Source organism: Clostridium sp. Marseille-Q2269, assembly GCF_943736985.1.
In the GTDB taxonomy this organism is placed as follows: domain Bacteria; phylum Bacillota; class Clostridia; order Clostridiales; family Clostridiaceae; genus Clostridium_F.
In genome coordinates this window covers 670462-687296 of record NZ_CALSFS010000001.1, presented here as the reverse complement: position 1 = coordinate 687296, position 16835 = coordinate 670462, and the positions used below count along the sequence as shown (strand labels likewise).

The window sequence follows — 16835 nt, the reverse complement described above, 5'->3', positions numbered from 1 at the left end:
TCTAAAAACTGCAGTAAAATAAGAACAGAAAACAATTACAGGTCGTACCATATTACCTTGGGGGGAGATATATATGAATATGTATGTAGCATGTCTTATTGCATTAGTGCCTATAGTATGGCTGATGATTTCGCTAGGAGTTCTAAAAATGCCAGGTTATAAGACTTGTCCTGTAACGTTGGTAATAACAGTAGTTTTGGCAGTTATGGTCTGGAAAATGCCAATTTTAGATGCATTTTCTGCGGCGTTAGAAGGGACAGCATTAGCATTAGTACCTATAATACTTGTAATCGTTGCCGCAGTGTTTACTTATAATTTATCAATTTATACAAAGAGTATGGATACCATAAAAAAAATGATGACTTCAATAACAACAGACAAGAGAATATTAGTTTTAATACTTGCTTGGGGATTTGGTGGATTTTTAGAAGCTATAGCAGGGTTTGGTACTGCAGTAGCTATTCCAGCAGGTATAATGGCAGCACTTGGATTTGATCCGATTTTTGCAGCAATAATATGTCTTATAGCAAATACCACACCTACAGCTTTTGGAGCTATAGGAATTCCAGTAACTACTCTTGCTAAAGTAACTAACATAGATCCTATGCAACTTAGTTATGCAGTAGGATTGCAACTATTAATTTTAATAGTAATAATTCCAATAGTTCTAGTAATGTTAACAGGTAAAAGTGTAAAGGCTGTTAAAGGCGTTTGGGGAATATCCTTAGCATCAGGTCTTTCATTTGCAATACCTGAACTATTAGTAGCTAAGTATATGGGTGCAGAGCTACCAGCTATAATAGGATCAATAACATGTATGATAGTTACTATAGCTATGGCAAAGATATTTTATAGGGATACTGCATCTAAAGATGTAGAAAAAATATCTTTTAAAAGGGGAGTTTTAGCATGGTTACCATTTATATTAGTTTTTCTCTTTATAATTTTAACTAGCTCATTGTTCCCACCAATAAATAAAGCTTTAGCTCAAATACAAACTACTCTTTATATTTATACAGGGGCACATGCTAAACCATTTACATTTTTATGGATTGCAACCCCAGGAACGCTAATTATAATAGCTACTTTTATAGGAGGATTGGTACAAGGAGCTAAGTTTTCAGAAATAGTTTCTGTATTAGTAAAGACTATAAAGCAAATGACAAAATCTGCAATAACTATAATAGCCATAGTAGCTATGGCAAAAATTATGGGATACAGCGGAATGATAAAATCCATAGCAGCTGTATTGGTAGCAATTACAGGAAGTTATTATCCTCTAATAGCACCAATAATAGGAGCTTTAGGAACTTTTGTAACAGGTAGCGATACTTCAGCCAATGTATTGTTTGGAGGCCTTCAAGTTGAAGTGGCGAAGACTTTAGGTTTAAATCCATACTGGCTTGCAGCGGCCAATACAGGTGGCGCTACAGCTGGTAAGATGATATCACCACAAAGTATAGCGGTGGCTACAGCAGCTACTGGACTTGTAGGAACAGAAGGGAAGATATTAAATGCAACATTAAAGTTTTGTATAGTATATGTAATAGTTCTGGGAATTATGGCATATTTTATGGCTCCTCTATTTGGATTTTAATTAGTACAACAAATAAAAGGTGCTAAATTAAGTATGCAAAATTTATATAATGCAAAAATATGTACAATGTTAATTAAAATAATATAATTCGGTATTAGTAATAGATAGAAAAATCATTATAAATTAATAAAGTAATGACCTGTAAATTGAAAATAAAATAGAATTTTCTATGGGAAATATAAAAACACATAATATGGGAAGTTTAATAGTAAGTTAAAAATTTTATTTAAGTATAAATATATTTTGGAGGTAATTTATATGGATATTTTAGTATGTATAAAACAAGTACCAGGAACATCAAAAGTAGAGGTTGATCCAGTAACAGGTGTATTAAAAAGAGATGGTGTAGATTCAAAGATGAATCCATATGATTTATATGCCCTAGAAACAGCATTAAGACTTAAAGAACAATTTGGAGGAGTTGTAAAGGTAATAACTATGGGGCCTCCTCAAGCGCAAGAAGTTATAAAAGAAGCTTATATGATGGGTGCGGACGAAGGAGTTCTTTTATCAGATAGAAAATTTGCAGGAGCGGATGTTTTAGCTACAGCTTATACCATATCCCAAGGGGTAAAAAAAATGGGCAATTTTGATTTAATATTCTGCGGAAAACAAACTACAGATGGAGATACAGCTCAAGTTGGACCAGAGATGGCAGAATATTTAGATATAGCTCATATAGCAAATGTAATAAAAATAGAAGAAGTTAAAGAAAATTCTATAGTAGTGGAAATGGACATGCCAAACACAGTAGAAGTTGCAGAAATAAAATTCCCATGTCTTTTAACAGTAGAAAAAGATATATTTGAACCAAGACTTCCATCCTATAGAAGAAAATTGGAGACTAATGATAGAGAAATTAAAATGTTAAGTCTAAAAGATTTTGAGGATAAAGATGAAAATATGTATGGATTAAATGGATCACCAACACAGGTAGAGAGAATATTTCCACCAGCAGTAAATACAGATAAAGAAATTTGGACTGGCTTGGGAGAAGAATTAGGAGATAGATTAGCAGAAAAACTTAAAGAAATGAAATTTGTATAAAATAAAGTATATTAATGGGAGGATTTCAATATGGGAAAATTATTAGTAAATCAAGATAAATTAACACCTTCAAATATAGAGGAACTAGTTAAGATATGTCCTTTTGGAGCATTAGAGGAGAAAAATGGTAAAATAGAAATTTCAGCTGCATGTAAAATGTGCAGGCTATGCGTTAAAAAAGGTCCAGAAGGTGTTATGGAGTTTCATGAAGAAGAAAAAGCTCATATAGATAAAAGCCTTTGGACAGGAGTAGCTGTATATGTAGATCATGTGGAGGGAGATATTCATCCAGTAACTTATGAACTTATAGGCAAAGCAAAAGAATTAGCAGCTAAAATAAATCATCCAGTATATGCGGTATTCGTTGGACATAATATAAAGAAAAAAGCAGAAGAATTACTTCATTATGGAGTAGATGAAGTATTTGTATATGATGATGAAAAATTAAAAGATTTTAGAATAGAACCATACACTAAAGCTTTAGAAGATTTTATAAACAATAAAAAACCATGTACATTATTAGTAGGGGCAACAACAATAGGCAGATCTCTTGCACCAAGAGTAGCAGCTAGATTTAGAACAGGACTTACAGCCGATTGTACAATATTAGATATGAAAGAAAATACAGATTTAGTTCAAATAAGACCGGCTTTTGGTGGAAACATAATGGCACAAATAATAAATCCTAATAATAGACCTCAACTTGCAACAGTAAGATATAAAGTTATGGATGCACCACAAAGAAGTAAAGAAAAAAGTGGAAAGATAACTATTTGTAATATAGATAAAAGTCAGCTAAATTCACAAATAGAAGTTTTAAAAGTAACAAAAAAGAAAGTAGAAAAAAGTATATCAGATGCAGACGTAATAATAGCGGTGGGAAGAGGAATTAAAAAAGAACAAGATTTAGAAATGATAAATGAATTAGCAGAGTTAATGGGTGCTCAAGTAGCGGTAACGAGACCATTAATAGAAGCAGGCTGGGCAGATGCAAAACGTCAAATAGGCTTAAGCGGAAGAACAGTAAAACCTAAGCTTATAATAACTTGTGGTATATCAGGAGCTGTACAATTTTCAGCAGGAATGAACAATGCAGAATGTATTATATCTATAAATAAAGATCCTAAGGCACCTATATTCAATGTAGCTCATTATGGAATAGTAGGGGATATATATGATGTAATACCAACACTTATAGATAATATAAAAGAAAGTGGAGCTTTAAGTGCATAACATATAAAACTAGTGTATTTAACAACTAATTAACTAACTGATAATTAATTTTTGGAGGTAATTGCTATGGAATATAAAAAGTTAGATAGTAAAGATATAGAATTTTTAAAAAGTGTTGTAGATGAAGATAGAGTATATACTGATGAAGATATAAATGAAGACTATAGCCATGATGAACTTGGTGGAATAAGTAGAATGCCTGATGTTATGGTAGAAGTTTTAAGCACAGAAGAAGTATCACAAATAATGGCCTATGCTTATGAAAATAATATTCCAGTAGTTGCTAGAGGATCAGGAACTGGTCTTGTTGGGGCAGGTGTACCAATTCATGGTGGAATAATGATAAACATGACAAAGATGAATAGAATATTAGAAATAGATGAAGAAAACTTAACTCTTACTGTAGAACCAGGAGTTCTTCTTATGGAGATTGGAAAATTTGTAGAGGAGCATGATCTTTTTTACCCACCAGATCCAGGTGAAAAATCAGCAACTATAGGTGGAAATATAAGTACAAATGCCGGTGGAATGAGAGCGGTAAAATATGGAGTTACAAGAGATTATATAAGAGGACTTGAAGTAGTGCTTCCAAATGGTAAAGTACTTGAAGTTGGTGGTAAAGTAGTTAAAAACAGTTCAGGATATAGTATAAAAGATTTAGTTTGTGGTGCAGAAGGAACTTTAGCTATAGTTACAAAAGCTATATTAAAGTTATTACCACTACCAAAAAAAGCTGTAAGTTTACTTATACCATTTCCAAACTTAGAAATGGCAATAAATACAGTTCCTAAAATAATAAAATCAAAATCTATACCAACTGCTATAGAATTTATGCAAAGAGAAGTTATACTAGCTGCAGAAGAATTCTTAGGAAAAAAATTCCCGGACAATTCTTCAGATGCATATTTAGTATTAACATTTGACGGAAATTCTAAGGAAGATATAGAAAAAGATTATGAAAAGGTAGCAGCAATTTGTTTAGAAGAGGGAGCTCTAGACGTATATATATCAGATACAGATGAAAGAAAGGAAGCTGTTTGGTCAGCAAGAGGTGCTTTCCTTGAAGCTGTTAAGGCATCTACTACAGAAATGGACGAATGTGATGTTGTAGTGCCAAGAAATAATGTAGCAACATTTGTTAAATATACACATGAGCTTGAAAAGCAATTCGATATAAGAATAAGAAGTTTTGGGCATGCAGGAGATGGAAATTTACATGTATATGTATTAAGAGATGATTTAACTCAAGAACAATGGGATAAAAAATTAAAAGATGTATTTGAATGCATGTATAAAAAGTCTATAGAACTAAATGGATTGGTTTCTGGGGAACATGGTATAGGATTTGCTAAAAAACCATATTTATTTGATCAATATGGTGAAGAATATATGGAACTTATGAAGAATATTAAATTAGCATTCGATCCTAAAAATATATTGAACCCAGGTAAGGTTTGTCAATAAAAATAATATTAAATATAATTTAGACTTATAGATAAAACAAATCTATAAGTCTTTTTTACATTATAACCAATGGTGGTTAAGAGAATATATAAGTTGTTTTTATTTATTTTATATTTGTGCATTTATATATTTAAGAATATAATATAGCCAAATAGTATATTTACTTGGGGGTATTAACATGAGAAGAATTATTATTGATACTGACTGTGGCAGTGATGATGCAGTTGCAATTATTATGGCCTTAAAATCTAGTGACATTAATGTGGAAGCAATAACAACAGTGGCAGGAAATGTTCCAGTTCATCTTGCTACATTAAATGCATTAATGACAATAGAAGTGGCTAATGCACAGAAGCCACCATTATATGTGGGTGCAAGCAAACCATTAATGCGTGATCTAGTTACAGCAGAAAGTGTACATGGAAAAGATGGAATGGGAGACTGTGATCTTATTCATCCTTCATTACAGCCAGAAAAAGAACATGCTGTTGATGCAATATTAAGGATTGTAGATATGTACCCATATGAAATTGAAATTGTAACTATTGGGCCTACTACAAATATTGCTTTGGCCATTATGAAAGATCCTACCACCATGAAGAAAGTTAAACACATTTATTCCATGGGGACAGCTGGATTTAGACGTGGCAATGTAACACCGGTGGCAGAATTTAATGTATATGTTGATGCAGAAGCTTATAGTGTTATGCTAAATTCTAATATTCCTACAACAATAATTGGATTTGATGTGTGTCTTGGTGAAGCAGCTTTAAATAAAAAAGACATAGAATTGTTAACATCTAGTGGAAAAAAAGAAGCTGAGTTTATTAGTAAATGTACAAGATTATATCTTAATTACAATTTAAATAAATATAATGAGCATAGTGTTGAATTACCCGATGCTGCTGCTATGGCAGTGGCACTTTGGAAAGATATTGTTTTAGAAGGTCCTAAGTGTTATTGTTATGTGTGTACCAAAGAACCAGCTACATATGGACAAGTAATTATAGATGATGGAAGTTTTGATGATGCAACCAACATATTTATACATAATGAACCAAATGCGGTTGTGTGTAAAAGTCTAAATAAAAATATATTTAAAAGAAGAATGCTTGAGTTATTGATAAAATAATAATGGAAATGGTTTATGGTATTAATCATGCTATCATAGATAAAATATACGTGAAATATTAGAGTAGCTCCTAATTATGTTTAGGAGCTACTTTATATATATAATTTATTATTAATAAATTATTAAACTGTTAAGTAATAGATTGATCATTTATATAAAAATAAAATATTAATTAATTTTATTAACATAAATAGAATAATAATGGAATTATTATTGAAATTAATAAATTGTATATTGTGGAAATCTTGGAAAAGATAAAGTAGAATAAAAACTATAGCAATATAAAGGTCATACCACAATACCAAAATACCAATATATGAAAATACCAAAACAGGGGGGATTATGTGAATATCTACACAATTTGTTTCATTGCGTTGATACCTATAATATGGTTAATGGTTTCATTGGGAGTTTTTAAAATGCCAGGACATAAGACTTGTCCTGCAACATTGTTGTTAACTGCAATTTTAGCAGTGATAGTTTGGAAGATGCCAGTCTTAGATGTGGCTTCGGCTGCCATAGAAGGAGTAGCCTTAGCTATTTGGCCCATAATACTTGTAATTGTTGCAGCAGTATTTACTTATAATGTATCTCTTCATACTAAAAGTATGGATACTATAAAAAAGATGATGACTTCTATAACTACAGATAAGAGAATATTGGTTTTAATACTTGCTTGGGGATTTGGTGGATTTTTAGAGGCTATAGCAGGTTTTGGCACTGCAGTAGCTATTCCTGCAGGTATAATGGCTGCACTTGGATTTGATCCTATTTTTGCAGCTATAATATGTCTTATAGCCAATACTACACCTACAGCATTTGGAGCTATAGGAATTCCAGTAACTACTCTAGCTGAAATAACTAATATAGATGTAATGCAACTTAGTTATGCAGTAGGTTTGCAGTTATTAATTCTAATAGCAGTAATTCCAATAGTTTTAGTAATGTTAACAGGAAAAAGCATAAAATCTATTAAAGGAGTTTTTATAATAGCTTTGGCTTCAGGGCTTTCCTTTGCCATACCTCAAGTATTGGTAACTAAGTATATGGGACCAGAATTACCAGCTATAATAGGATCAATAACATGCATGATAGTTACTATAACTATGGCAAAAATATTTTATAAGGACACTGCCTCTAAAGATGTAGAAAAAATTTCTTTTAAAAATGGAGCTTTAGCATGGTTACCTTTCATATTAGTTTTCATTTTTATAATTTTAACTAGTTCATTATTTCCAACAATAAATACAGCATTATCTAATATAAAATCTACATTTTATATTTATACAGGTAAGAATGCTGATCCATTCACATTTTTCTGGATTGCAACCCCAGGAACATTAATTATAATAGCTACTTTTATAGGTGGATTAATACAAGGAGCTAAGTTTTCTGATTTAGTTTCTGTATTAGTTAAAACTATAAAACAAATGAGTAAATCTGCAATAACAATAGTAGCAATAGTAGCCATGGCAAAAATTATGGGATACAGTGGAATGATAAAATCTATAGCTACTGTATTAGTAGCAGTTACAGGTTCATATTATCCTCTAATATCCCCAATAATAGGAGCGTTAGGCACATTTGTAACAGGTAGTGATACCTCTGCAAACGTATTGTTTGGAGGACTTCAGGTCGAAGTGGCTAATACTCTAGGGTTAAATCCATATTGGCTTGCAGCGGCCAATACAGGAGGTGCTACTGCAGGTAAAATGATATCACCACAAAGTATAGCGGTGGCTACAGCAGCTACTGGACTTGCTGGTGCAGAGGGGAAAATATTAAATGCAACTTTAAAGTTTTGCATAGTATTTGTGATTGTTTTAGGTGCAATGGCTTATTTTATGGCCCCCATATTTGGATTTTAATTAGTTAATTTATAAAAGGAATTAACTTTAAATTATAATACTAGAAATAGATAAATTTCTTGATTATGCCTAATAGTGAATAATTAATTTTAAATAGAAATAGAATCTTAAAAAATATACATTCTATTTCTATTTTTGCATTATGAAACTGTACATAATCTTATAAATAAAACTATAAGAAAATTTATAACAGAAGACAAGATTGAAGCAATTAAGATAGATGTATTTACCTTTGTAGATATTAATCATATGAAGTATATAATACTCTAATAGATATGATAGATTGTAAAGATTCTGAGATGGAAAAATCAACTATGAAGAATTTCATTTAAAGAAATGAATGGATTAGGATTATATTGATAAAGATTTTCAATACCTATTGAAATCATTCGTCAATGATGATATAATAGCATTGCATCAAAGTTAATATTGCTAACTTATTTATTTTGTACTGGCATTAGCTTAAGTTAACATAGAAGAAAACTTGAAATTATAACACTTTAGATGATAATTTAATACATTAACTTTTAAAGAGATGATGTTTTATAAAATATACATACCAAAAAGATTAGTCATGAGTAACTATCTTAATAGGAGGTGATTGTTATGACATTAGCTATGGCAAGAGAAGGTGAAGTAAATAAAATAAAGAAAATAACGGGTCGAGATAACGTTCGGCAGTTTCTTGCAAAGCTGGGTTTTGTAGAAGGAGAAAGGGTTATTGTAGTATCAGAAATGTCAGGAAATATGATAATAAATGTAAAAGATTCAAGAATAGCTATTGGTAAAAGTATGGCTAATAGGATTATTGTTTAGAAGGGAGAAATTATTTATGATGACATTAAAAGACGTTGAGTGTGGTAAAAAAGCAACTGTAGTAAAGCTCCATGGAAAAGGAGTTGTAAAAAGAAGAATGATGGACATGGGAATAACTAAAGGGGTTGAAATTTTTGTTCGTAAATTAGCACCCTTAGGAGATCCAATAGAAGTAAATATTAGGGATTACGAATTAACACTTCGTAAAGCGGATGCGGAAATGATAGAAGTAAAATAAAAATATATACATTTCAGGAGGGATTAAATGGAAAATATAAGAATTGCTCTTGTAGGAAACCCCAATTGTGGTAAAACTACAATGTTTAACTATTTAACAGGTAGTTCACAGTATGTAGGTAACTGGCCTGGAGTAACTGTAGAAAAAAAAGAAGGAAAACTAAAACAGCACAAAGATGTGAGAGTAATAGATTTGCCAGGAATATATTCACTTTCACCATATACTTTAGAAGAAGTTATAACAAGAAATTATCTTATTACAGAAAAACCAGAGGTTATTATAAATATAGTAGATGGTACAAACATTGAAAGAAATCTATATTTATCAACTCAAGTAATGGAGCTTGGAATTCCTGTTATAATAGCTCTAAATATGATGGACATTGTTAGAAAAAATGGAGATATCATAGATAAGGACAAGTTAGGTAAATCTATGGGGTGTACTGTAGTTGAAACATCTGCTTTAAAAGGTGATGGATGTAAAGAATTAATTAATAAAGCAATAGAATTAGCTAAATCAAATAAAGAAAATGTAATTGAACATACTTTTTCAAATGATGTGGAAAAAGTATTATCTGATATTGAGAATGAAATTTATAATCAGGTTTCAAAAGAACATTTACGATGGTTTGCTATAAAATTATTTGAAAATGATGAAAAAGCAATTGAACAAGGAAATATTTCAAAATCTTCAAAAGATAAAATTGGAGCAATTGTAACTAGTTTTGAAGATAAATTAGACGATGATGGCGAAAGTATTATAACTAATGAACGTTATAATTACATAAGTAAAATAATTACTAAATGTGTAGTTAAGAAAAATAAATCTAAGTTAACCACTTCTGATAAAATAGATAAAATAGTTACTAATAGAATTTTAGGACTACCTATATTTGCAGCTGTTATGTTCCTTGTTTATTATTTATCTATTTCAACAATAGGTACAGGAGCTACAGATTGGGTAAATGATGTTTTATTTGGTGATGTTATACCTCCAGCAGTAGAAGGATTCCTTACATCTATAGGAACTGCTCATTGGTTAGTTTCTTTAATAAATGATGGTATTATTGCTGGTGTAGGAGCTGTACTTGGATTCTTACCTCAAATGATGGTATTATTTTTATGTCTTGCAATTTTAGAAGATTGTGGTTATATGTCTCGTATAGCTTTTATAATGGATAGAATATTCCGTAAATTTGGCCTTTCAGGTAAGTCATTTATTCCTATGCTTATAGGAACAGGTTGTGGAGTCCCAGGAATCATGGCATCAAGAACTATTGAAAATGAATCAGATAGAAAAATGACTATTATTACTACTACATTTATGCCTTGTTCTGCTAAATTGCCAATAATAGCTTTAATTGCAGGAGCATTATTCCCAGGGTCAGTTTGGGTAGCACCTTCAGCATATTTTATTGGAATTGCAGCTATTATATGTTCTGGAATAATATTAAAGAAAACAAAAGCTTTTTCAGGTGAACCTGCTCCCTTTGTTATGGAATTGCCAAAATATCATGTACCTGGTTTAAAAGGTGTACTTATTCATATGTGGGATAGAGCAAAATCTTTTGTTAAAAAAGCAGGTACTGTAATATTCCTTGCTTGTGGATTAATATGGTTCTTAAGTACGTTTAACTGGTCATTAGCAATGGTAGAAACTCCAGATTCAATGTTAGCATCAATTGGTAAAGTAATAGCTCCTATATTTAACCCATTAGGATGGGGAGATTGGAAAGCTGCAGTGGCAACTATTTCAGGATTAATTGCAAAAGAAAATGTAGTTGGTACATTTGGTATTTTATATGGAGCTGGAGAAGTAGCTGAAGATGGTGTAGAAATTTGGAAAACTCTACATGCATCATTTACACAACTATCCGCATATTCATTCTTAATATTTAACTTATTGTGTGCTCCATGTTTTGCTGCTATTGGTGCAATTAAGCGTGAAATGGGTAATGCTAAATGGACTTGGATAGCTGTTGGATATCAAACTGCATTAGCCTATGGAGTAGCACTTACATTTTACCAATTAGGATTACTTTTCACAGGAAAAGGATTTGGAATTGGAACATTAATTGCTTTAGTATTATTAGCATGGTTCTTATATATGTTATTTAGACCACAAAAAGATTTCTCTAATTCAACTAATATAAAAAGTGATAGGACAGAAAATATTAGCGCATAGCGCGTAAGGAGATAATAATTATGGCTACATTTATAATTGGTACATTAGTAATAGGAGCATTTGCCTTTGTTGGACACAAAGTTTATAAAGACAAGAAAAATGGAAATTGTTGTAGCGGAAATTGTTGTAATTGTCACAGTTCATGTAAACCTACTAAATCAAAATAAAAAATAAAAAAGAATTTATTTTCAAGTAGTCTCCTTTGATAAACACTTGAAAAATAGATTCTTTTTTATTTTCTCATTCTGTTAATTTAACTAATGGTGATTATATCATATTTAACTGTACATAATCTTACAAATAAATAATGAAGAATTAAATGTTGATTTTACTAGAGATGGAGAAAATCTGAATCCAATAAATAATAAGATAAATGTATCTACTGTGGTAGATATTAGTGATGTGGATATGGATGATTATAGTAGAATATCTAATACTCTAATAGCTATTATGAATTGTAAAGATTCCGAGTTAGAAAAATCAACAATGAATATGAAATATAATGACAAAGAAGAAAGGTTGAGAGTAATATTGTGGGGAAGTATAAATTTTATTAAAGATATGGTAGATTCAATTGAAATCATTGTGAAACAAAATGATTTATAGGGAGCTGAATAAAATGGATTATAAAGTAGTTAAAAACAATAACAAAAAAAATACAATGTATTTCTAATAATAAAGAACTTTGTTCAGAACAAAACATATCAGATATGATTTCTATTTGCTTCCAACATGATATAAATAAATTAATACTTCATTCTAAAATCTTGTCTGAAGATTTTTTAATCTTAAAACAGGACTAGCAGGTATAATGTTGCAGAAATTTATAAACTATCATATAAAAGTTGCGCTCATTTTAAATGATGAAATAATTTTAAATGAGAGATTCAAAGAAATGATTATGGAATCCAATAAAGGAAATAGTTTTAGAACATTCAATAATATTAAGGACGGAGAAAAATGGATTTTAAGCTTATAATATAACATAAAACTATAAAAGTTAATTTGGCCTTTATAGTTTTTTTGCTTATGAAAGATAAATTTAAAGAACAATTTCAAGAACATTTAATAGGCAATTCATTTATGTTATTGCAGTTTAAAATACATTAATATCATAGTATATCACAATATATTTTTAACCATAATAAAAAAGAAGGTGATCATGTTTTTAGCTATATTTCTATAAATTATTTTGAAAAGGCATAGGTATTTGTATAGGAATAAAGTGTAAAATCTATTGGTTCACTATAATATAAAAATAATAGTTTTATAAAGTTTAAAAATAGGTATAGCAAAGGAGATAGATATTATGAAAAATAAACCAGATGATAGAAGAGATAATGTAGATAGAATTCAATATAATATTGATAAAACTATTCAAAATTGTGAGCTTGCAGATGAAATGATAGCAGAAACAGATGATAAAAAAATGAAAAAGACTTTAATAGAAAAAAATAAAAGAAGAGAAGAAGCACTTCATGGCATGAGGGAAGAAATTAAAGATGAAGCTATAGATAAGAAAAATGGATATATGTAATTTATAAAAGATTATATAAATTTAATATTTTATAACTTTTAACTCTTAAAATATTACAATTTCAAATGGAATTTATTTAAGAGAGTCTGTCTCAAAATAATTTAAAAAAGTATTTTAAGACAGACTCTTATTTTATATTTACTTTTAGTTTTTTCAAATTGTTATATGTAAATATTTAAATTAATCTTTTGTACTAGTTAAAGTAGTTGTAGAAATCATATTTTGCCAAGTTAAACTTTGATTCAAGATTACTGTAGGTTGATCTAATGTGCACAATAGGATTCTATAAGATAAATTTAACTATGATTTACGTTTCATATTTTTAATAATAGTCTTTGTTTGTTTATCTATTTTTAAAGATTCAGTTATTTTTTGTAGTGATTTATTATAGGTGAAATGGTCTAAATTATTATTTTTTAAATAATTCATAGTTTTCGATGGAAATTTAACATAACATATAGAAATAGCCCAGGCAACTGCCATTTTTGCATAATATCCAGATTGATTTATATTGTCTAGTAATTTCAGCATCTTATCTATATATTCCTCTGTAATATAAAAATTTAATAGCATTACTACCCCAAAGCGAACTTCAAATTCTTTATTAGATGATAAAAAAGGTTGTATAAAAGCCCACACAGTTTTCATATTCTTTTTGGTAAATTTTAAACCGTTACAAAAGCTGTCACACAAGGACCAATTATCAATTTTAGGTATAAAGTCATTAATATATTTAAGGAGTTCTTCAATATTTGTTTTAACATAACCTAGTACCATTCCTTGGAGCATAACTTCCTCAAAGTATTCATTATCAGCATTACATATAAAATTACGCCAATCTTCTTTTGCAATTGATTTTGCTATTTTACGAAGATCTGGTAATCTAACACCTAAAATATTATCTGTATTAGGTAGAAGTGATGATGAAAATTTTTGATATTTTTTATCTGATAATTGAAAAAGCTGTTCTCTAATTGTTTTATTCAAAATTTTGCTCCTTTTTACATTTCAATTTGCCTTTTTTATTGTTTTGATATTATCACTTATATAAACTGAAATGCAGATTATTAACTGAATTATATATTATAACACTTTTGTAAGTTAAACAAACTTAGTAATTTGTAAATGATATATTTTTTATTGAACTATAAGGTTCTTATTTAATAATGTTAGCTTCTTTAAGAATTTCTGGCAGGCCTAATTTGACTTTCCCCAGTGGGTACTAGCTGAACATTCTATTAAACTTATTCAAATTTTAAAACATTAATGTAACCTTAAATAAATTTGGCTCAAAGTTTAAATTGGAAAAATATTATTCTTAGCGGTATTTCAACTAGAATTATAGATTAAATTATTACCTAGTTATTTATAGATGTTTAGTAATTTATAGCTAAGTTTAGATTAATACTTAATTATAAATTGCATGTATTTAAAAAAATTATTTATAAAATGAAAGTATAATTAAGCAATAAGTATATTTATAGACTTTTATTTTTTTATAATAAATCTTCATACTATCTTCAAATTAAATTGATATAATTTAATTTGAAATAATTGTATTAATAAATTATATGAAATTGTTATATAATAATCTTTTAATAGAGGTGGGATATATGAACAAAATTTTAATAATTGAAGATGAAAAGAGAGTTTCAGAAGTTATAAAGGCCTATTTGGAGAGAGAAGGGTATAAGGTATATTGTACTACAGAAGGATTAAAAGGTATAGAGAAATTCAAATCGGAAGATATACAATTAATAATATTAGATTTAATGCTTCCAGATATCAGTGGAGAAGAAGTATGTAAAATAATACGACAAATTTCAGATGTGCATATTTTTATGTTAACAGCAAAAGGAGCTTTAGATGATAGAATAGAGGGTTTAAATATTGGTGCAGATGAATATTTGATTAAGCCATTTAGTCCTAGAGAGCTTACAGCAAGAGTGAATGCTCTTTTTAGAAGATTAAGTACCAATAATAATGGTTCAGGGTTAATTTTTGATGATGGAATATTGAGCATTAATTATGATAAAAGGGTTGTAAAAGTTAATGAAAAGGAAGTTTCAATTACCCCAAATGAATTTGATATATTATACATGCTTGCTTTAAATAAGGGTAAAGTTTTGTCAAGAGAACAACTCATAGATAAAATATTTGGAATGGATTTTCAGGGATATGATAGAACTATTGATGTTCATATAAAGAATATTCGTAAGAAGATAGAAGAAGATACTAAAAATCCTAAATATATTGTTACAGTTATGAAAGCAGGTTATAAATTTGGTGGTGAGAGTTAAGTGCATACAATTAAAAGAAGATTAAGTATTTTATTTTTTATTTGTTCCATTACAGGAATATTACTAGTTACAATGCTTGTAAATGTAACTATAAATAAAAAATTTGATGAATATATATCACATATACAAGACAAAAGACATGAAAATATAGTATCTTATTTTGAAGATATATATAATAAACAGGGAAAATGGACCGCAAATTCTGGTGTTGATTTAATGCATGAAGCTTATATGGGTAATTATTGTATTACACTATTAGACTCTAATAAAAAGCATATATGGGGAATGAATCCCAATGATATAAGATTAAAAACAATGCCTGTAAAAGATAGAGGAGTTTATAATACTAAGACTTTTCAAATAAAATCAGAAAATAAAGTAGTTGGATATGTGGAAATTGGCCAATATTCATCTGTATTATTATCTGAAGAAGATATGAATTTTAAAACATCTATAAATAAGAGTATTATGATAAGTGGAATTTTAACTCTTATAATTATAGTTATAATAAGTCTTTACTTTTCCAGACAATTTTCCATTCCAATTAAGGAGGTAGCCAATTTGTCTGTAGATTTATCTAAAGGAAATTTTGATGCAAAATCAAGTTGTAAAAGCCATATTGAAGAGCTAGAAAATTTAAGAGAAAGTGTTAATATATTGGCTGAAAAATTAAAGCATCAAGATTCTCTAAGAAAAAGATTAGTTTCAGATATATCTCATGAGATTAGAGCGCCATTGAATGTACTACAAAATAATTTAGAGGCTATGATAGATGGGGTTTTTCCTGTTACCAAAGAAAGATTAAATTATTTAAATGAAGAAGTAATTAGATTTGGTAAATTGTTAAATAACTTAAATATATTAAAAGAGTTTGAATCTGAAAGTATTAAGATTAATTTTCAAACAGTATTTTTAGATGAGTTAATTAAAGATATATATAATGACTTTTATGTGGCAACAGAAAATAAAAATATTAATTTTAAATATAATATAGATAAAAATGATAATTATGGAATAACTGGAGATAGGGATAAATTAAAGCAAGTGTTTATAAACTTACTTTCTAATTCTATTAAATTTACTAAAGATGGTGGAAAAATACTAATTAAACTGTATACAAAGGATAAAAATATAGTTGTAGAAGTTTATGATAATGGTATAGGAATAAATAGAGAAGATCTTCCTTTTATTTTTGAAAGATTTTATAGAGGAGATAAAAGTAGGAATCAATTTAAAGGTAATGGTATAGGATTAACTATTGTAAAAAATATATTGAACCTTCACTATGCAAGTATAGATATAGAAAGTAAAGAAGGTAAAGGAACTATATGTAAAGTTTATTTTAATAAAAATAATAGTTGAAAAATACATTTGTAATTATATAAATAATAAATCCAAATTATTTGTTCTTAAGTTAAC

The 16835-nt window shown here is 28.9% G+C and carries 16 protein-coding genes and 1 pseudogene; 16 read left to right on the top strand and 1 reads right to left on the bottom strand.

Translation table 11 applies throughout. The annotated features are described in order from the left end of the window. Positions 1–73 precede the first annotated feature (73 nt). The 14 genes and pseudogenes from NGI68_RS03065 (at position 74) to tlp (ending at position 13116) form a co-directional block, all read left to right on the top strand. Positions 74–1597 carry an L-lactate permease gene (locus tag NGI68_RS03065; RefSeq protein WP_251860013.1) on the top strand — a complete coding sequence of 508 codons (1524 nt, stop codon included), beginning with the start codon at positions 74–76 and terminating at the stop codon, positions 1595–1597. 258 nt (positions 1598–1855) lie between these two features. After that, positions 1856–2644 carry an electron transfer flavoprotein subunit beta/FixA family protein gene (locus tag NGI68_RS03060; protein WP_251860012.1) on the top strand — a complete coding sequence of 263 codons (789 nt, stop codon included), beginning with the start codon at positions 1856–1858 and terminating at the stop codon, positions 2642–2644. Between the two features lie 30 nt (positions 2645–2674). Then, positions 2675–3877: an electron transfer flavoprotein subunit alpha gene (locus tag NGI68_RS03055; protein WP_251860011.1), complete on the top strand. Its 1203-nt coding sequence runs from the start codon at positions 2675–2677 to the stop codon at positions 3875–3877. 66 nt (positions 3878–3943) lie between these two features. Then, entirely contained in the window at positions 3944–5341 is a 1398-nt protein-coding gene (locus tag NGI68_RS03050; RefSeq protein WP_251860010.1) for an FAD-binding oxidoreductase, read from the top strand. Between the two features lie 178 nt (positions 5342–5519). Further along, complete coding sequence (locus NGI68_RS03045) at positions 5520–6473, top strand: nucleoside hydrolase (RefSeq protein ID WP_251860009.1); 954 nt, start codon at positions 5520–5522, stop codon at positions 6471–6473. Between the two features lie 344 nt (positions 6474–6817). Next, positions 6818–8341 carry an L-lactate permease gene (locus NGI68_RS03040; protein WP_251860008.1) on the top strand — a complete coding sequence of 508 codons (1524 nt, stop codon included), beginning with the start codon at positions 6818–6820 and terminating at the stop codon, positions 8339–8341. Positions 8342–8476: 135 nt separating this feature from the next. Then, positions 8477–8611, top strand: a complete 135-nt coding sequence (locus NGI68_RS16915) for a hypothetical protein (protein WP_286010069.1) — start codon at positions 8477–8479, stop codon at positions 8609–8611. A gap of 336 nt (positions 8612–8947) precedes the next feature. After that, positions 8948–9157 carry a FeoA family protein gene (locus tag NGI68_RS03035; protein ID WP_251860007.1) on the top strand — a complete coding sequence of 70 codons (210 nt, stop codon included), beginning with the start codon at positions 8948–8950 and terminating at the stop codon, positions 9155–9157. Positions 9158–9173: 16 nt separating this feature from the next. Beyond that, complete coding sequence (locus tag NGI68_RS03030; protein WP_251860006.1) at positions 9174–9395, top strand: FeoA family protein; 222 nt, start codon at positions 9174–9176, stop codon at positions 9393–9395. Positions 9396–9422: 27 nt separating this feature from the next. Beyond that, entirely contained in the window at positions 9423–11579 is a 2157-nt protein-coding gene (gene feoB / locus NGI68_RS03025; RefSeq protein WP_251860005.1) for a ferrous iron transport protein B, read from the top strand. Positions 11580–11599: 20 nt separating this feature from the next. Then, positions 11600–11746 carry a FeoB-associated Cys-rich membrane protein gene (locus NGI68_RS03020; RefSeq protein ID WP_251860004.1) on the top strand — a complete coding sequence of 49 codons (147 nt, stop codon included), beginning with the start codon at positions 11600–11602 and terminating at the stop codon, positions 11744–11746. Positions 11747–11987: 241 nt separating this feature from the next. Next, complete coding sequence (locus NGI68_RS03015) at positions 11988–12185, top strand: hypothetical protein (protein WP_251860003.1); 198 nt, start codon at positions 11988–11990, stop codon at positions 12183–12185. A gap of 104 nt (positions 12186–12289) precedes the next feature. After that, positions 12290–12558: pseudogene (locus tag NGI68_RS03005) on the top strand (DUF4180 domain-containing protein). A gap of 330 nt (positions 12559–12888) precedes the next feature. Beyond that, the gene (tlp, locus tag NGI68_RS03000) at positions 12889–13116 is read left to right on the top strand and encodes a small acid-soluble spore protein Tlp (protein WP_251860000.1); all 228 of its coding nucleotides are present in this window, start codon (positions 12889–12891) and stop codon (positions 13114–13116) included. Between the two features lie 300 nt (positions 13117–13416). Here tlp and NGI68_RS02995 read toward each other — a convergent pair whose 3' ends face one another. Further along, positions 13417–14103 carry a DNA alkylation repair protein gene (locus NGI68_RS02995; protein WP_251859999.1) on the bottom strand — a complete coding sequence of 229 codons (687 nt, stop codon included), beginning with the start codon at positions 14101–14103 and terminating at the stop codon, positions 13417–13419. 626 nt (positions 14104–14729) lie between these two features. On the opposite strand from NGI68_RS02995, the gene NGI68_RS02990 reads away from it, so the two are divergent. Then, complete coding sequence (locus NGI68_RS02990; RefSeq protein ID WP_251859998.1) at positions 14730–15416, top strand: response regulator transcription factor; 687 nt, start codon at positions 14730–14732, stop codon at positions 15414–15416. Then, positions 15417–16778, top strand: a complete 1362-nt coding sequence (locus NGI68_RS02985; RefSeq protein WP_251859997.1) for a sensor histidine kinase — start codon at positions 15417–15419, stop codon at positions 16776–16778. Positions 16779–16835 lie beyond the last annotated feature (57 nt).